Annotated in this window: 18 protein-coding genes and 1 tRNA gene; 5 read left to right on the top strand and 14 right to left on the bottom strand. The window is 62.1% G+C overall.

The features are described 5' to 3' along the window. Positions 1-323: 323 nt before the first annotated feature. From HNP71_RS09705 to HNP71_RS09675, 7 genes are all read right to left on the bottom strand, one after another. Positions 324-914, bottom strand: a complete 591-nt coding sequence (locus tag HNP71_RS09705) for a cysteine hydrolase family protein (RefSeq protein WP_183266710.1) — start codon at positions 912-914, stop codon at positions 324-326. A 42-nt stretch (positions 915-956) separates the two neighbouring features. Beyond that, positions 957-3,536 (bottom strand): ATP-dependent chaperone ClpB, encoded by a 2,580-nt coding sequence (clpB, locus tag HNP71_RS09700; RefSeq protein WP_183266709.1) that lies wholly within the window; start codon positions 3,534-3,536, stop codon positions 957-959. Between the two features lie 76 nt (positions 3,537-3,612). Then, positions 3,613-4,389, bottom strand: coding sequence for an alpha/beta fold hydrolase (locus HNP71_RS09695; RefSeq protein ID WP_183266708.1), 777 nt, complete (start codon positions 4,387-4,389; stop codon positions 3,613-3,615). Then, on the bottom strand, positions 4,379-4,747 hold the full coding sequence (locus tag HNP71_RS09690) for a ribbon-helix-helix domain-containing protein (RefSeq protein ID WP_183266707.1): 369 nt from the start codon (positions 4,745-4,747) through the stop codon (positions 4,379-4,381). Before HNP71_RS09690 ends, HNP71_RS09695 begins: the two co-directional genes overlap by 11 nt. Positions 4,748-4,812: 65 nt before the next feature. Beyond that, positions 4,813-5,391 (bottom strand): DJ-1/PfpI family protein, encoded by a 579-nt coding sequence (locus HNP71_RS09685; protein WP_183266706.1) that lies wholly within the window; start codon positions 5,389-5,391, stop codon positions 4,813-4,815. Positions 5,392-5,469: 78 nt separating this feature from the next. Beyond that, positions 5,470-6,714: an AmpG family muropeptide MFS transporter gene (locus HNP71_RS09680; RefSeq protein ID WP_408840853.1), complete on the bottom strand. Its 1,245-nt coding sequence runs from the start codon at positions 6,712-6,714 to the stop codon at positions 5,470-5,472. Positions 6,715-6,745: 31 nt separating this feature from the next. Continuing rightward, positions 6,746-7,234, bottom strand: coding sequence for a DUF3617 domain-containing protein (locus HNP71_RS09675; protein WP_183266704.1), 489 nt, complete (start codon positions 7,232-7,234; stop codon positions 6,746-6,748). A gap of 146 nt (positions 7,235-7,380) precedes the next feature. Between HNP71_RS09675 and HNP71_RS09670 the strand changes: the two genes are divergently transcribed. After that, positions 7,381-8,166: a hypothetical protein gene (locus tag HNP71_RS09670; RefSeq protein WP_183266703.1), complete on the top strand. Its 786-nt coding sequence runs from the start codon at positions 7,381-7,383 to the stop codon at positions 8,164-8,166. 267 nt (positions 8,167-8,433) lie between these two features. Here HNP71_RS09670 and HNP71_RS09665 read toward each other — a convergent pair whose 3' ends face one another. The 4 genes from HNP71_RS09665 to HNP71_RS09650 form a co-directional block, all read right to left on the bottom strand. Then, the gene (locus HNP71_RS09665; RefSeq protein ID WP_183266702.1) at positions 8,434-8,964 is read right to left on the bottom strand and encodes a TadE/TadG family type IV pilus assembly protein; all 531 of its coding nucleotides are present in this window, start codon (positions 8,962-8,964) and stop codon (positions 8,434-8,436) included. Beyond that, positions 8,955-9,500 (bottom strand): TadE/TadG family type IV pilus assembly protein, encoded by a 546-nt coding sequence (locus HNP71_RS09660; protein WP_183266701.1) that lies wholly within the window; start codon positions 9,498-9,500, stop codon positions 8,955-8,957. The genes HNP71_RS09665 and HNP71_RS09660 overlap by 10 nt, the downstream gene beginning before the upstream one ends. Position 9,501: 1 nt before the next feature. Beyond that, entirely contained in the window at positions 9,502-11,211 is a 1,710-nt protein-coding gene (locus tag HNP71_RS09655; protein ID WP_183266700.1) for a TadE family protein, read from the bottom strand. A gap of 832 nt (positions 11,212-12,043) precedes the next feature. Then, positions 12,044-12,133: transfer RNA gene (locus HNP71_RS09650), tRNA-Ser, on the bottom strand. A gap of 188 nt (positions 12,134-12,321) precedes the next feature. Here HNP71_RS09650 and rplU point away from each other — a divergent pair. The 4 genes from rplU (at position 12,322) to proB (ending at position 15,097) form a co-directional block, all read left to right on the top strand. Next, positions 12,322-12,636 carry a 50S ribosomal protein L21 gene (rplU, locus tag HNP71_RS09645; protein ID WP_183266699.1) on the top strand — a complete coding sequence of 105 codons (315 nt, stop codon included), beginning with the start codon at positions 12,322-12,324 and terminating at the stop codon, positions 12,634-12,636. A gap of 13 nt (positions 12,637-12,649) precedes the next feature. Further along, positions 12,650-12,919 carry a 50S ribosomal protein L27 gene (gene rpmA, locus HNP71_RS09640; RefSeq protein ID WP_183266698.1) on the top strand — a complete coding sequence of 90 codons (270 nt, stop codon included), beginning with the start codon at positions 12,650-12,652 and terminating at the stop codon, positions 12,917-12,919. A gap of 64 nt (positions 12,920-12,983) precedes the next feature. After that, positions 12,984-13,985 carry a GTPase ObgE gene (obgE, locus tag HNP71_RS09635; protein ID WP_183266697.1) on the top strand — a complete coding sequence of 334 codons (1,002 nt, stop codon included), beginning with the start codon at positions 12,984-12,986 and terminating at the stop codon, positions 13,983-13,985. After that, positions 13,982-15,097, top strand: coding sequence for a glutamate 5-kinase (gene proB, locus HNP71_RS09630; protein ID WP_183266696.1), 1,116 nt, complete (start codon positions 13,982-13,984; stop codon positions 15,095-15,097). Before obgE ends, proB begins: the two co-directional genes overlap by 4 nt. Positions 15,098-15,144: 47 nt before the next feature. On the opposite strand, the gene HNP71_RS09625 is transcribed toward proB, so the two are convergent. The 3 genes from HNP71_RS09625 to pth are packed head-to-tail and all read right to left on the bottom strand — an operon-like array spanning position 15,145 to position 17,341. After that, complete coding sequence (locus HNP71_RS09625) at positions 15,145-15,651, bottom strand: YqhA family protein (protein ID WP_183266695.1); 507 nt, start codon at positions 15,649-15,651, stop codon at positions 15,145-15,147. Between the two features lie 16 nt (positions 15,652-15,667). After that, positions 15,668-16,762, bottom strand: a complete 1,095-nt coding sequence (ychF, locus tag HNP71_RS09620) for a redox-regulated ATPase YchF (protein WP_183266694.1) — start codon at positions 16,760-16,762, stop codon at positions 15,668-15,670. Between the two features lie 12 nt (positions 16,763-16,774). Then, positions 16,775-17,341, bottom strand: coding sequence for an aminoacyl-tRNA hydrolase (gene pth / locus HNP71_RS09615; protein ID WP_183266693.1), 567 nt, complete (start codon positions 17,339-17,341; stop codon positions 16,775-16,777). Positions 17,342-17,356 lie beyond the last annotated feature (15 nt).

The raw sequence follows: 17,356 nt of genomic DNA, 5'->3' as shown, positions 1-17,356 counted from the left end.
CTAACCAAAGTCAGATCCAGCAAGTCAGAGCAAAAACCCCAACCCGGAAACGCCACCAGCGTATCCCTTCCCAGCCTATGCAATTGTCAAACAACAAACGCTCCAACCTAGAGGCGAAACATGAAAGGCACCGTTTCCGGTACCTTTCGGGAAGCGCCGTCGCTCAAAGCGTGAGCGGCTTTTACGTCTAACCAGCCCAGCCTGTCAACGCACGGTCATAAACCCCCAAAACCATCCTACCCACCCAATTTTCCCAGGACTTTCCTGGGCTGGAGCAGCAAAACCGCCCCACTTTTACGCGTCAGCATTCTCGGTATGCATTTTCAGCATAGCTCAGAAACCCATAAAAAAGTCGAAAAAACCTTTGTAAATCCAGAGTTTAGCGTTGCGCTCGTGACTTCGATGATTTTTTCCTGGGTCAATTCGGGCCCCAAATCGGGGGTTCCGGTGGCGTCGGCGATGAAGTCCACGAAGTAATCCTTGTCATGCGCCACGCGGGCCGTGGTCTCGCAGCAGAAATTCGTCATGTAGCCGCAGATTGCCACGCGGTTGACGCCCAAGCTACGCAAGATCGCCTCCAGCTCGGTGCCCTCGAAGCAGGAATAGCGCCGCTTCACCATGTGCAAGCCATCGGGCAAAATCTTTAGCCCCGGCACATATTCGGCCGCAAAACTGCCCTCGACAAAGCTCACCGGCTCCGCCGTCCCGGCGAAATCAAACATCCGCCCGGCATCACGCCCATCCGCACGGTGGGCGTGGCGCACATAGATCACCGGCTTGCCCTTGGCCGCACAGGCCTCGATCAGCTTGTTGATCCGCCCCAGGGACTCCTCGAATTTCGGCACACAAAGCGGCGATTCCGGCAGCGCATAAACATTCTGCACATCGATCACGAGCAAGGCGGTCTCAGACATAAAAAAACTCCCCGGGTTGGTAGAACCCGGGGAGCTTAACGCTTATGCCGCTTCGGCCAGGTGACCGCCGATCACTAATCCAGCCTCCGAGCCGGATATTTTCACGGTGTCACCATCCTTCACTGCCCCCTCCAAGATCAGCCCGGCCAGCGGGTTCTGAAGGTTGCGCTGGATCACCCGCTTCAGCGGCCTCGCGCCATAGACCGGGTCGTACCCCGCCTCGGCCAGCCAGTCCTTCGCCGACTGGTCGAGGTCGAGCCGGATGTTGCGCTCGGCCAGCAAGGCCTCCAGCCGCTTGAGCTGAATGGTGACGATGCTCGCCATATCCACGCGCTGCAGGCGGTGGAACAGCACGATCTCGTCCAGGCGATTGAGGAATTCAGGCCGGAAATGCTCGCGCACCCGCGCCATCACCCCCGCCTCGGCCAAGCGTACATCCTCGCCCTCCTTCTGCGCGGCCAAAATGTCCGAACCCAGGTTGGAGGTGAGCACGATGATCGTGTTCTTGAAATCCACGGTCCGGCCCTGGCCGTCGGTCAGGCGGCCGTCGTCGAGCACTTGCAACAAGATGTTGAACACATCCTCATGCGCCTTCTCCACCTCGTCGAACAGCACCACCTGATAGGGGCGCCGGCGCACGGCCTCGGTCAGCACGCCGCCCTCGTCATAGCCCACATAACCCGGAGGCGCGCCGATCAACCGCGAGACGGAGTGCTTCTCCATGAATTCGCTCATGTCGATCCGAACCATCGCACGCTCATCGTCGAACAGGAACTCGGCCAACGCCTTGGTCAGCTCGGTCTTGCCCACGCCCGTCGGCCCGAGGAACAGGAAGGAGCCAATCGGCCGGTTCGGATCCTGCAACCCGGCCCGCGCACGGCGCACCGCGTTGGACACCGCGACCAGCGCCGCCTCCTGCCCCACCACACGGTTACGCAGGTTGTCCTCCATGTGGAGCAGCTTGGCGCGCTCGCCTTCCAGCATCTTCTCCACCGGCACCCCGGTCCAGCGCGAGACGACGGCGGCGATCTGATCCTCCGTCACCGCATCGTTCACCATCTGGCCGTCCTGCTTGTCGGCAAGCTGCTTCTCAAGCTCGGGGATGCGCCCGTAGAGAAGCTCAGAGGCCCGGCCGAGATCACCCTTGCGCTGCGCCACCTCCACATCGTTGCGCGCTTGCTCCAGCTGCTCCTTCAGCTTCTGCGTCTCGGTCAGCTGCGCCTTCTCCGCCTGCCATTTCGCGGTCAGTCCGGTGGATTCCTCCTCCAGCTGCGCCAGCTCATGCTCCAGCTTCTCCAGCCGCTCGCGCGAGGCCGTGTCGGTCTCCTTCTTCAGCGCCTCACGCTCGATCTTCAACTGGATCAGCCGACGGTCCAGCTCGTCCAACGCCTCGGGCTTGCTATCCACCTGCATACGCAGGCGGCTCGCCGCCTCATCCACAAGGTCGATGGCTTTATCGGGCAGGAAGCGGTCCGTGATGTACCGGTTGGAGAGGGTCGCCGCCGCCACCAGCGCCGCATCCGCGATGCGCACGCCATGGTGCAGCTCGTATTTCTCCTTGATCCCGCGCAGGATCGAGATGGTGTCGGCCACACTCGGTTCATCCACGAAAACCGGCTGGAAGCGCCGCGCCAGCGCCGCGTCCTTCTCGATGTATTTGCGGTATTCATCCAGCGTCGTCGCGCCCACGCAATGCAGCGCGCCACGGGCCAATTCCGGCTTCAGCAAGTTGGAGGCGTCCATCGCCCCATCCGCCTTGCCCGCGCCCACCAGCGTGTGCATCTCATCGATGAACAAGATGATCTCGCCCTCGGCGGACTCGATCTCCTTCAGCACGGCCTTCAGCCGCTCCTCGAACTCGCCCCGGAACTTCGCGCCCGCCACCAGCGCGCCGAGGTCCAGCGACAACACACGCTTGTTGCGCAGGCTCTCCGGCACATCGCCATTCACGATGCGCAGGGCCAGCCCCTCCACAATCGCGGTCTTACCCACGCCCGGCTCGCCGATCAGCACCGGATTATTCTTGGTGCGCCGCGCCAGCACCTGAATGGCGCGGCGGATCTCCTCGTCGCGCCCGATCACCGGGTCCAGCTTCTGCTCACGGGCGAGCTGCGTCACGTCACGGGCGTATTTCTTCAGCGCGTCGAATTGCTGCTCGGCCGTGGCGGAATCCACCTTGCGGCCCTTGCGCACCTCGTTCACAGCGCGCTCCAGCGCCTGGGCGGAAACACCTGCCGCCTGCAACGCCTTACCCGCTGCCGTGCCGCTCGCCGCCAACGCCACCAGAATACGGTCCTGCGCCACGAAGGCGTCTCCCGCCTTGGCCGCGGCCTGCTGCGCGGCATCCAGCACGCGCACGAAATCCGGCGTCAGCCCCGGCTGCCCAGCCCCCGAGCCCTGCACCTTGGGAATCTTGTGCACCGCCTCGTCCACCGCGCGCTTTGCGGCAGCAGGGTCGCCGCCCGCCATACGGATCAGCCCGCTGGCAGCGCCTTCCTCGTCATCCAGAAACGCCTTGAGCAGATGCTCCGGCGTGATCTGCTGGTTATATTCGCGCATGGCGATGGTCTGCGCCGCCTGCACAAATCCGCGCGCGCGTTCAGTGAATTTTTCAAAATCCATAATTCTGCTCCCTTATCGTCCCTTCAAAAAGGCAACGCCAAGTTTGGTCCCTCAATAGGCAACCAAACCTTGCCAGTCAGATATGGGTAGGACCTTGATTTGCCTCAAGTGGGGTTAAGCGGATGCGCCCGAATTTGCGCGCCAGCCATGAGCCACCACGCGCCGCGATACGCGCAACTGCCTCAGACTCCAGCTTTTCCGTCCAAATCAGCGCCTCCAGCAACGGCGCCAACGCCCCCCGGCGCTTCAAATCCCGCGCCAGATCATGGTCTGTTCCCGCCACACGGTAGATATGCCGGGACGGCAAAGCGGCGGCGGCGAAGCGCACGGCGTGTTGCATGTCCAGACTATCGCTCCGCCCAAAGAACAGATGACTCTCCACCTCATCCGCCAGTCCCGCGGCATCGGGTAGATCCCATTGCGAGATCCCAGCCCGCCATTCCGGCCAGCGTGTCTCAAACGGCACCAAATCAAGCCGCACCGAGGATTGCGGCGAAAAGGCGATCACCCGGACACAGCCGGGAAAACGCGGCCCCAGCGCCAACGCGCCAAACCCGCCCATGCTGTTGCCGAGCGCGATCACCCGGCGCGCCCGCAGCCGCTCCAGCAGCACCGTCACGCACTCGACAATCGGCGCCGCGATCCCATCGTTGTACCAGCTGCGCCGCTTATCGATGACGAAGACAGTCGCTGGCTGGCCGCCTTGCCCGCCGCGCGCGAGGCTTGCGCTGAATTCCTCGAGCTGGATCCCGCCCAGGGCCAACCCCACCCCGGCAAAGGCGATCACCGCGGTATCGGTGTCTCCCGGGCTATAGCTGATGCGCAGGCGGTCATCTTCATACTCAACCCGCATCCACTGTCACCAGGCGCTGGCGACGCTCGCGTTCCAAAATCGCCTGGGCATCCAACGTGCGGATCGGCACCGCCCGATCCTCGGGGATCTCCCCCGCGAGCTGCAAGGCCAGATACCGCCCGCAACATACCCGCAGGAACGAAGCGAAATTCACCGCATCCCGGTCCGCCTGCGCCACCTCATCGTACAGACGGGTGATCAACTCGTTCAGGGTCAGCCCATCCCGCCTCGCGACCTCCTCCAGCACCCGCCAGAAAAACGCCTCGATGCGGATGCTCGTGCTCACCCCATGCAACCGCAGCGAATGCGTCGCCTTCTCCCATAGCGCCGGATCAGCGCCGACAAACAGCCTGCACACCAGCCTCTCCTTCACCCATCTGGCGCCAGATTAACACAGGCGCCGGATGGAAGGCAGCACCCGGCTCAGTGCGTGATCTTGGTGCCGAGCAGGGTGAGGAACTGCGCCAGCCAAGCCGGATGCGCGGGCCAAGCCGGGGCGCTGACGAGATTGCCATCCGTCACGGCGGCATCCACGGCGATATTGGCGTATGTGCCCTTGGCCAGCGTCACCTCGGGGCCGCAGGCTGGGTAAGCCGAGCAATGCCGCCCTTCCAGCACCCCGGCGGCGGCCAGAAGCTGCGCGCCATGGCAAATCGCGGCCACCGGCTTGTTGGCGGCAAAGAAGTGCCTCACCACTTCCAGCACCTTCTGATTCAAGCGCAGATACTCCGGCGCGCGGCCGCCCGGCACCACCAGCGCATCGTAATCCTCGGCCTTCACCTCGGCAAAGCTGGCATTGAGCGTGAAATTATGCCCCGGCTTCTCGGTATAGGTCTGGTGGCCCTCGAAATCATGGATGGCGGTGGCGATCTTCTCACCCGCCTTCTTGTCCGGGCATACCGCGTCCACATTGTGTCCCACGGCGATCAGCGCCTGGAACGGCACCATGATCTCATAGTCTTCGCCAAAATCTCCGACGATCATAAGAATTTTTTTCGGCATGGCTTTCCTCCTGCTATGCAAATCCGCCGGGCTTCCCCCTGGCGAACGCAGCATACACCCAAAGCCCGGGCACAGGTGTTATCCCTGTACGACAGCCGCCCGCCGCTCCGCTGGCGGGTAGGCGCGTAGAATCACCACCAGCAGCAGCACGCCGGGCAATGCGGCGCCCGCACAGCCAAGGAAGAACGGCAGGAACCCGATTTTTTGCGCCACGAAGCCCGAGGCCCCGGCCACGGTGTGCAGCGCCAGTGGCGCCAGGGAGGAGAGCAGCGCGTATTGCGTGGCCGTATGCTCCGGGTGGCACAGGCCGGACATATAAGAGAGGAAGGCGGTATCCGAGAACGCGTCGGTAAAGGCCTCCAGTGCCGAAATCGCCATCAGGATATGCGGCGCGTGCGGAAACAGCCCCAGCACCGGATACATGCACAAGGCCGCCACTTGCAGCAGCGCGGTAAACAGCAGCGCCCGTCCCACGCCGATGCGTGCCACCAGCACCGCCCCCAGCGCCGTGCCCGCAAGGCCGCAGAGCAACGAGACCGGCCCATTCGCCACCGCGATGGCGGCGCGGTTGAACCCCAGCCACGTATAATAAGGTGCCAGCATCGGCGCGCCGAGCGCCCCGCCAAGCCGGAACAGCAGAATAAAGGCCAGCGCCACCGCCGCCCCGCGCCGCGAGAGGAATTCCGTCAGCGGCTCCTTCACCGCCACGGCAAAACGCGCCCCCACCCCGGCGGGCATGCGCTCCCGCTGCACCTCTGGCTCGGCGGCCAGCAAAGTTGCCGCCAGCCCCAGCAGGGCCAGCGCCGCCATCAGCCCCATGGCCACATGCCAGCCAGTCTTCACCGAAAGCGCGATCACCCCGGCATTGGAGACCAGGAACGCCACGCGCCAGCCCCAGACCTCAGCCGCCAGCGCGGCCCCTTGCATCTTGGGGGCAAAGCTCTCGATGCGCCAGGCGTCGATAATGATGTCCTGGCTGGCCGAGCAGAACGCCACCAGCGCGCCCAGCGCCAAGGTCAGCCCGATATGCGCTACCGGGTCGCTCAGGCTCAGCGCCGCGATGGCCCCGGCCAATGCGAGCTGCACCGTGATCAGCCAGCCCCGCCGCCGCCCGAGGAAGAGCGGCTTCACCTCGTCGAACACCGGCGCCCAGACGAATTTCAGCAGATAGGCGAGACTGATGTTCGCCGTCAGCCCGATCAGCCCGAGCCCGACATGCTCAGTCGACATCCACATGCGCAAAGTGGGGCCCGAGAGCGCCCAGGGCAGGCCCGAGGCAAAACCGAGGCTCGCCATGATGGCCAGCCTCTGGGCCTCGCGCAAGGGAATGGCGCCGCGCGCCGGAGGAGATATGCTACTGATTGGCTTGATCGTTGATATTGTCGGCCTTCACGAAGGCCCCGTTCTCGATATCGCCCTCGTCGCCCGGCTGCATCCCATCAGGGCAGACGCCCTGCCATTGCAGCCGGGAATGCACAGTCATCTGCCCAAGCTTCGCGGTTAGGGTCACATCCTTGCTGTCGGCATAGTCCAGCGTCTCGTGGATCGCCGAAGTCTTGCCATTCCCTCTGCAAGTGCCATCGATTCTGTAGGTATTGCCACCACCGGAGACGGTCAGGGTGTTACAGGCGCTCTGGTTGCTAAGAAAGAACTTCTGGTCGGTCAGCGCATCCACGCAGCTTACCGTCACCACATTCACGGCATTGGCCAGCGGCTGGCCATCCGGGCCAGTCACCGTCGAGGCGCTCTGCCACAACCCAGGCTCGCGCGCCGGTAGCCCATCCGCCAAAGCCGGGCCGGCCGCCCCCAGCAGAATCAGGCCGGACATGAGGATCCGCATCATGCGCGGCAAGCTAGCCAACGCAGCGCGTCGAGGCAACGCAGCCCCGCGTGACAATTCATCCGCCGCCCTGGCTTTGCCCTTTCCGCGCCGCAATCTGCGGTTTAGATTCGAAGCCGGGACAAATGCCAGCCGAAAAGGACCCCCTCATGTGGAAAAAACTTGGTATCGCGCTTGCCGTGCTGCTCGCGCTCATCGCGGGAGCGGCCTACTTCCTGTTCTCCAACCTTGATTCGCTGATCAAGGCGGCCATCGAGAAATACGGCTCCGCCGCCACCCAGACCGCCGTCTCGGTCGACCGGGTGCATCTCTCACTCACCTCCGGGGCCGGGTCGATCTCCGGCATCAGCATCAGCAACCCGGCGGGATACTCCTCCAGCCAGGCGCTCACCCTGGGTGATGCCGCCGTTCAGGTGGACACCTCCAGCATCGCCGGCAACGGCCCGATCGTGATCGACACCGTTACCATCGCGCAGCCACACGTCACCTATGAGGTGAAAGGCCTGGGCGACGGCAGCAACCTGCAGACCATCCAGCGCAACGTGCAGGCCTATGCCGGCAGTAGCGGACAACAGCAGCCCGCCCAGCAGCAACAGAGCGGCGGCGCGAATCGCAAGGAGATCATCAAGGATCTGTATGTCACCGGCGGACAGATCAGCGTCGCCGCCGAGGCGCTTAACGGCCGCAGCCTCACCGTGCCGCTGCCGGACATCCACCTGACCAATATCGGCCAGGCCAGCGGCGGTGCCACCGCGGCGGAAGTCGCGAACCAGGTGCTGGGGGCGATTACCAACGAAGCGACCAAGGTTGCCTCGACCGCTCTGACACAGCAACTGCAGGCCGCCGCGCAGGGCGCGCTGCAAGGCGCCATCAAGAACGGTGGTTCGATCACGAATGGTGTCGGCAGCCAGCTCAAGGGCCTGCTCGGGAACTGAGACACCAACGGCGGCGTGAATAAAAACGCCGCCGCGTTTACCCCGCCGAAAGCGGCCAGAGCCGGTTGAGCGACTCCCGCAGCCCCACGCCGTTGTCCGCCAAGCTATTCACTCTTCGTCTCACCGGCCAGCCACCTCTCCTCTCACGAAACGGCGAGAAGGAATACATAATGCCGCATATACCCAAAACGATGCGCCATCATGCGAGAAAACAGCGGAGTTAATTTAAATCCCACAGTTCACAACTGCCGCGCCCGTAAGCACATTTTAAAAAATTTCCACAGAGCCCGTGGCTGTAAGCGGCAATGGGTTAGAAAAAATAAATGGCATTGGAACGATAAAATTAACCGTTGTTTGTATCTGATACTGAACAAAAATTTGTTCATACGGGTAGGTAGAGGTGCACTGATTGTTCGCCGTGGCGGTTATCTTGTTTCCACTCCGGTCGAGGCAATAATAGGTAATGGTTGGATAGCCCGCAACCAAAGTGAGCGGGCGCACCTTATTGGCCATTAGCGCGAGAACCTTATTCGTGTTCGCGGCAGAGACAATTATCGTCGGATCGGCCAGGCTTGTTGGCGCCACACCAGCGGTGTAGGTGCCTGGTGCGTATGTGAGAGCATAATAATAGAGCGATTGCAGCGCCGTATTCAGCTGGTCCTTGGCTGAAATATACTGCACCATATCGACACTGCCACCAAATAACGGCAGCAGGAACAACGCAGCAATCAACGCGAATTCGACACTCACATTGGCGCGGCGCCCGGAGCGCCGCAGGCGTTTTAAGATCATGTGCATGTCGCGGCGCCAGTCGAGAATGCGACAGTCGTAAGGGTCAGCGTAACCCCCCCGAACTTGGAAAAACCGATAGGTTTCCAGTTATAGGAGGCGTTGACAGCGATATAGCTTCCGTTGAGCCCGCTACCCGACTTCACCCACGGGGAGGCTGTAGATCCCAGCTGGGTAACATTTCCGGTTGTGGAATATGAATAAAACGTCAACGTGACCGCATTGGCCGGAATGATCGGCGCCGAGAACCTGTTGAAATAGTTTTGCACCGTAGCAACGGTGGGGCATGTTGCAGTTGAGCCGTTCGCAGCAACACTCACTGCGGTGGTGCGGGCCGTCAATTCCAGGGAGCGCTGCATGACGCTTAGCGTCAGCCCAAGCATTCCAAGATTGATGATCGCCATCAGGTAGCCAAAAAACGCCAAACCGATCAGCGCGAATTCAACCGCCGCCCCGGCATAGCGACACGCCGCAAACGGGCGCGCCAGCCTCAGCACATTAAGCAGAGATGGCAAATGAGGACGATCCATGCTGGCCAGCGCCATTCTAATTGATCAACCATGGCGGTGTTGTCGAGACGATCGTTTGCGTCAGCTGGCTGGCCGTATTGCCTGCGTTGTCACTCGTGTTCAGATTAAGCTTGAGGCTGCCATTGCCGTTGAGCGTCACGCTATTGACCATGACCGCGAGCGTTCCTGTCTGGTCATTCAGAGTACCAGAAGAGTATTCTCCAGCGGCAAAACCACCGCCGCCGCTCAAGGTCAAACTTGTTTTTGGCGCATAAATAATACCAATGATAGTGGAGGCGGTATTACCGACCAGCGTCATGCCTGCGCTGTCATTCCGACCCTGGTAAATTGCAATGCCACAAATGCCGCCGCCATTGGTCCCGTCAAGCGTGTTAGCGTCCGCTGAAGGTGTGCTGGAATTGTTGTATTTCAGTGGCGACAAACAGGCATCCCCCAGCGATGCATCCGGCGCGATGAGCGAAACTTTGCTTGCGCTATTTCCGTTACCGTTGCCGGCCATCGAGATGGTCGCGCCGCCAACGAACACCAATGTCGCCCCATTACTGTTCAGCGTGTTGCCGCCTGAGCCTGTGAGGTTGCCACCAAAATAATAAATGCCCGGACCAAAAGTGACTTGGCCTGGGAGGTTGTAGCCGTACGGGAAGAAGTAAGTGCCAGGCGAAGTAGGGGTGGAAGTGAACGTATCGGTTGAATTCGGAGGCTCGCAGTAGGTATTCGGGTTAATAGTGTAGCTGGGAATTGTAGTGCCATAATTGTTTATAGCAGAAGAATCGCTGTATATATGGCCAGCAAAAGCTGGAAGCGAAGACGTATATAAGTTGATCGAGCTGGTCGTGGTGCTAGTCATCCCAGCTGCCTTGCATGCGTCCTGCCATGCGGCAGTGCCAGAGGTTTGGTCACCCAACGCATTACCCATAGTCGCCATTGGGTCGGGGGCAGCGGCGGTCGAAGTTGTCAGGTTGCAGCCACTTGTACTACTGGTACACGCAGTAGTTGTGGAGCCTCCGTCTGCGGTTGTCTTAAGGTTGGAACCGTATCCGACCGTGCAGCCGCTAGCGGCCGCAACCACAATAGATTGCGCCTGAATATCCGAGCCGGCGCTGCTGGGGGGATTGAAAGCGGTATCTCCGTTGCCGCAATTCACCACAATGGAACAGTTGTTGGCATAAATCCCCCCCGAACTGCCACCACCACTGTCATTGATAAAGGTGATGCCGGTCTGCGTGCCATCCTGCGGGTTGACGGCCAAGCAGCTATTCCCTGTGACGAGTGTGGTCGTTGCAATATAAGCTTTAGCGGAGGCATATTGGATGCCGTCGGGAAGCCCTTTCACCCCCATCCCAGCGACATGCGACAGGAAGCCCGTGCGCGGCGCGTTAACGGTGGCGGTATAAGAGATGGTGGAGGTGTACGAACCTACCGCCGTTGGCGTACTCGACGAACAGCAGCTGACAGATATAATTGGATTGGTGTTGCTGTTGGTATTGTTAGCCGCAAAATTGAACTGGGAGTTGGTGGCGGAGTCTGCCGCAACGGCAGCAATCTCCTCCACTGCCGTAGCCTTGCCGCTTACCGTGGTCGCCCCGAGCCGGGCATCGTTCATCGCGGAGGTCAGAGCCGCGCTATCAGCAGCAGACTGCAGTGCCACTTGGTTCTGGTACCACATGCCCACATCCACGGAGAGACCGGTAATGGCCAGAAGGAGGGGCAGGGTTAACGCGAACATGAGCGCCACTCCGGCGTTACGCCCGCGCAGCCGCCGGAAGAGTCGGTTGATGGCTGCTAAGCCGCGGGAAGGCATCATCCTCAGTTTGTCAGCTCGTTCACGTGACATTAATCTGCCCCCTCTCAAAATTTGAATAGAGAGCAGAATGGTGTTGTCAAGCTTTTCTGGCTTGCTGGTAAATGATCATGTCCGGCCCCGTCTTTAGTGCTGGCACCATCATGTCGGATACTGCGGCAGTTGACGGTTACAAACGGCCGACTATTTGGCAGTTCTTCAGGTTGTACAATCTGCGCAGCTCCCGACCAGGGCTGTTACAAGACTTCAGCCCCTCCATGCCAGCTTCGCTGTAACAATGCACCCAGTCACGAAGGGTTTTGCCGGTCCATGCCGTTCAGCGCCGCAGCCTCCCTCCGCGACCGGCCTTCCAGAACCAACGCCAGCATACGACGACCCTGCGCACCATCGTCGCATTTGGCCGATTGGGCCCGCAACTCGGCACCCGTATAGTCCGCCCAATAATCCCAACTGTCGCGCCCATGACACCCTCTGGTGCAAATCACGGCTTCGAGGTCTCGAATCAGAAATTCCAAGCTTCGGGAATCCCCTACGGGAGTAGTCGGGAACAAAGCGGCTTTATAACAGGCGCAACAAGGTAACAGCCCGATGGTAACGCCCCTAAGGCCGATTGCTGGACCGCATGACCTGCCCCCCACCCAAGACGCCACCACAGTGGCATCTTCATCTAAATCCGTGTCACAAGTGTCGGCCTAAGTGTACGCCAAATAAAGCGAAAGGAATTTTGCTGGTGCTTTTTTAGGTTTTAGCGCGTTGGTGGCGGAGAGGGTGGGATTCGAACCCACGGTACGCTTGCACGCACAACAGTTTTCGAGACTGCCCCAATCGGCCACTCTGGCACCTCTCCGGGGGTCGCTGGAGGGGGCTTATAAGGGGCGGTGTGGCGCTGGGCAACAGGCTTGCAGCTTTTCTGCCCCCTCCCTGTCACGAATCCGCATTGACACCAGCCCCAGCCCGGCTATAACGCGCCACTCTCGCGGCTGGGTTTTTGCTTGGCCGCGTCCTTCGTTTTGTCGATACAGGATTTTTAGTACCATGTTCGCAGTCATCCGCACCGGCGGCAAACAATACCGTGTCACGCAAGACGCGGTGCTGAAGGTTGAGAAGCTGGAGGCGGAAGCCGGCAGCACGGTCACCTTTACCGACGTTCTGGCCGTCGGCGGCGAGGGCTCGCTGAAGCTCGGCGCCCCCGTGGTTGCTGGCGCCACCGTCACCGCCACCGTCATCGCCCAGGACCGCCTGGACAAAGTCATCATCTTCAAGAAGCGCCGCCGGCAGAACAGCCGCCGCAAGAACGGCCATCGCCAGCATGTGACCGTGCTGCGCGTGTCCTCCATCAACGCGGCGTAAGGAGCACTGAAATATGGCACATAAGAAAGCAGGCGGCTCGTCCCGCAACGGTCGCGATACCGCCGGCCGGCGCCTTGGCGTCAAGAAGTCCGGCGGCCAGGCCGTGATTGCCGGCAACATTATCATCCGCCAGCGCGGCACCAAGGTGAAGCCGGGTCTCAACGTTGGCGTTGGCCGCGACCACACCCTCTTCGCCCTGACCGACGGTACCGTGCTGTTCGAGCGTAAGGCCGACGACCGGGTGCATGTCTCGGTCACCCCGGTCAAGCTGGCCGCTGAGTAATCTATACGGATAATCTCCGCAGCAAGGCCGGCCTCAAGCCGGCCTTTTTTGTTGGAGCACACTCATGAAATTCCTCGACCAAGCTAAAATCTTCATCAAATCAGGCGATGGCGGCGACGGCGTCGTCGCCTTCCGGCGTGAGAAATACGTCGAATTCGGCGGGCCCGACGGCGGCGATGGCGGCCGGGGCGGGGATATCGTGTTCGAATCCGTCGAGAACCTGAACACGCTCATCGATTTCCGCTACACCCAGCATTTCCGCGCCAAGAAGGGCGGAAACGGCGCAGGCTCGGACCGCACGGGTGCGGGCGCACAACCGCTGGTCATCAAGGTGCCGGTCGGCACCCAGATCTTCGATGACGAGCGCGAGAACATGCTGGCGGACCTGGATAAGCCCGGCATGCGCATCGTGCTGTGCAAGGGCGGCGATGGCGGCTTCGGCAACGCCCGGTTCAAGACCTCCACCAACCGCGCCCCGCGCCGGGCGGACAAAGGCTGGCCGGGCGAGGAGCGCTGGGTCTGGCTACGCCTGAAGCTGATCGCCGATGCCGGTCTGGTCGGCCTGCCGAACGCGGGCAAATCCACCTTCCTCAAGGCCGTCTCCGGCGCCAACCCCAAGATCGCCGACTACCCCTTCACCACGCTGCACCCGCAGCTTGGCGTGGTGCGTCTGTCGATGACCGAGGAATTCGTGCTGGCCGACATCCCCGGGCTGATCGAGGGCGCGCATGAAGGCACCGGCCTGGGTGACCGCTTCCTCGGCCATGTCGAGCGCTGCGCGGTGCTGCTGCACCTTATCGACGGCGCCGCGGGTGGTGTGGTCGATGCCTGGCGCACCATCCGCCACGAGTTGGAAGCCTATGGCGGCGGCCTCTCCGAGAAGCCCGAGATCATCGTGCTGAACAAGACCGACGCCATGACCCCGCGCGAGCTCTCCTCCCGCAAGGCCGCCCTGGCGAAAGCCTCCGGGGCCAAGGTAATGGCCATCTGCGCCGTGACCGGCGAAGGCGTGAAGGAAGTTCTGCGCGCGCTGCAGAACGTCATCAACGAGTCTCGGAAGTCATGATCCCCTCGCTGGCCACCGCCAAGCGCATTGTCATCAAGATCGGCAGCGCGCTGATCGTGGACCCCGCCACCGCCGCTCCCCGCACGGAGTGGCTGCGCGGCGTGGTCGAGGACATCGCCGCCCTGGCCAGCCGGGGGGCCGAGATCATCGTCGTCTCCTCGGGCGCCATCGCGCTGGCCCGCCGCCAGCTCGGGCTGAACGGCGCCAAACTGCGGCTGGACGAAAAGCAGGCCGCCGCTGCCGTGGGGCAGATCCGCTTGGCCCAGGCCTGGGCGGAAACGCTGTCGGAAAAATCCCTCATCGCCGCCCAGCTACTCATCACGCTGGACGACACCGAGGACCGCCGCCGCTACCTCAACGCCCGCGCAACGCTCTCCACTTTGCTCTCGCTCGGCTGCGTCCCGGTCATCAACGAGAACGACTCCGTGGCCACGGCCGAAATCCGCTATGGCGACAACGACCGCTTGGCCGCCCGCGTGGCCGAGATGATGCAGGCCGACGTGCTGCTCCTGCTCTCGGATATCGACGGGCTTTACACCGCCGACCCCCGCAAGGACCCGGAAGCCTCGCACATCCCCGTGGTGCCGGTCATCACCCCCGAGATCGACGCCATGGGCGGCGAGCCCCCGCCGGGCTATTCCTCGGGTGGCATGCGCACCAAGCTGGTGGCGGCGCATATCTCCACCCAAGCGGGCTGCGCCATGGCCATCGCGCTGGGCAACCGCCCCAACCCCGTCGCCGCCATCTCCAAGGGCGGCAAATGCACCTGGTTCCTGCCCGCGCCAGAGGGCCGCTCGGCGCGCAAGAGTTGGATCGCCGGGCATCTGGCGCCGCAAGGCACGCTGACCATCGACGCCGGGGCCGTGAAGGCGCTGGAAAACGGCTCATCCCTGCTTCCGGCGGGCATCAAGGCCGTTACTGGCAGCTTCGAGCGCGGCGATCCTGTGGATGTGCTGACGGCCGAGGGCACCCGCATTGCCCGCGGCCTCGTCACCTATTCCAGCATCGAGATGGCCACCCTGGCCGGGCATCGCTCGGAGGATTTCGAGGCTCTGCTCGGCTTCCGTGGACGCGATGAGGCCATCCACCGCGACGATCTGGTATTGTTCTAAACGTTTTACGGTGCCGTTTTTCAAAAAACGGCACTCCCGAAACTTTCTTAGCTCTTATGGGCGTTGTCGGTGATCCAGTCGGTCAGCGCAAACAGCAACGACAACAGGCCGAACACGGACACAATGACCACCTTCCACATCAAATTGCGGTCGGTCTCGCCATCGATCTCCAGATAGCTGCGCAGCAAATCCACCGCCGCGATCACGGTGATGGAGCCCAGCAGCTTCAGCTTCAGCTCGGCGAAATCGATCTTACCCATCCATTCAGGCCTGGAATCCTGGGGCGTTAGCCCCACCCGGCGGACGAAATTCTCATAGCCCGAGAAGATCACCAGCACGATCAGGTTCGCCGTGAGCGAAAGATCGATCAGCGTGAGGGTGAAGATCACCACCGCGCTCTCGCTCATCGTCGCGAGAGCTGGCAGCGTATTCGCGAACTCATAGAGGAAATACCCCACCACGACGGCCAGCAGGCCGAGCATGGCGAGGTAGATGGGAACGGTCAGCCAGCGGCCGCCGAACAATATGGCTTCAATGATACGGGCGAGGGACATGCCCCACCCTAACCGGTTATACGTTGAAGCGGAACAGCATCACGTCGCCATCCTTGACGACATATTCCTTGCCTTCGACCTTCAGCTTGCCCGCCTCGCGCGCCCCGGCCTCGCCCTTGAAGGCGATATAGTCGTCATAGGCGATGGTCTCGGCCGCGATGAAGCCGCGCTCGAAATCGCCATGAATGACGCCAGCCGCGCCCGGCGCCTTGGTGCCCTGCACGATGGTCCAGGCGCGCGTCTCCTTCGGCCCCACGGTGAAATAGGTGATGAGCCCCAACAGCGCGTAACCGGCGCGGATGATGCGGTCCAGCCCGCTATCCTCAAGGCCCAGATCGGCGAGGAAGCCCTCGCGATCCTCCTCCGGCAACTGGCTCACCTCGGCCTCGATGGCCGCGGAGATGATCACATGCTTCGCCCCCTGCTGCGCCGCCATCTCGGCCACGCGGGCGGAGAAGGCGTTGCCGGTGGAAGCCGAGGCTTCCTCGACATTGCACACATACAGCACGGGCTTGGAGGTCATCAGATTGAGGCGCTTCACCGCCTCTTCCTCGCCCTTGGGGATGGCGGTGCGGGCCGGCTTGCCTGCCTCAAGTGCTGCGATGATCGGCTCGATCAGCTCCAGCTCGGCGGCGGCCAGCTTATCATTGCTCTTGGCCTTCTTCTGCAAATTCGGCACGCGCTTGGTCAGGCTCTCGAGGTCCGCCAGCATCAGCTCCGTTTCCACCGTCTCGGCATCGCGGGTCGGGTCCACGGAGCCTTCAACGTGGGTCACGTCCGGGTCCTCGAAGCAGCGCAGCACATGCACGATAGCGTCCACCTCGCGGATATTTGCCAGAAACTGGTTGCCCAACCCCTCGCCCTTCGAGGCGCCGCGCACCAGACCGGCAATGTCCACGAATTCCAGGCTGGTCGGCACGATCTTCTGGGACTTGCCAACCTCGGCGAGCTTGGTGAGGCGCTTATCCGGCACCGCCACGCGGCCGACATTCGGCTCGATGGTGCAGAACGGATAATTCGCCGCCTGCGCCGCCACCGTGGCGGTGAGCGCGTTGAACAGGGTGGACTTGCCCACATTCGGCAAACCCACGATCCCGCAATTAAACCCCATGTTTCTGCTCCGTTATGCGCTGCGCGCGATGCGCGTCATGAAATCTTCCGGCTTGCCCTCGGCCAGCAGCGCGGCGTTATCCGCCACGGCGTCCAGGCAGGGCAGCAGCCATTGCTGGTCGGTCTTCGAAAAATCGCCCAGCACGTAGCCGGTCACGCGGGCCTTGTCGCCAGGGTGGCCGATGCCAAGGCGCACGCGCCAGTAATCCGGCGTGCCTAAGTGCTTGTCCATGCTGCGCAGGCCGTTATGGCCGGCATTGCCGCCGCCCTTCTTGACCCGGATCTTGCCGGGCTCCAGGTCCAGCTCGTCGTGGAACACGGCGATATTGGCGGGCTCCACCTTATAAAAGGCGGCCGCCTCCTGCACCGACTCCCCCGAGAGATTCATGTAGGTCATCGGCTTGAGCAGCAGAATCTTGTGAGTGCCGATCCGCCCTTCGGCGGTCTGGCCCTTAAAACGCGACCGCCACGGGGAAAACCCGTGGCGGAGCGCGATCGTATCGGCTGCCATGAAGCCGATATTATGCCTCTGCCGCGCCATACCCGGTTCCGGGTTTCCAAGGCCAACCCAAAGCAGCATGGCGCGGCAGATACT

This window comes from Acidocella aromatica (assembly GCF_014201825.1).
GTDB lineage: Bacteria > Pseudomonadota > Alphaproteobacteria > Acetobacterales > Acetobacteraceae > Acidocella > Acidocella aromatica.
Note: the sequence above shows the minus strand (reverse complement) of the source record. Positions and strands in the feature narration are given on the sequence as shown.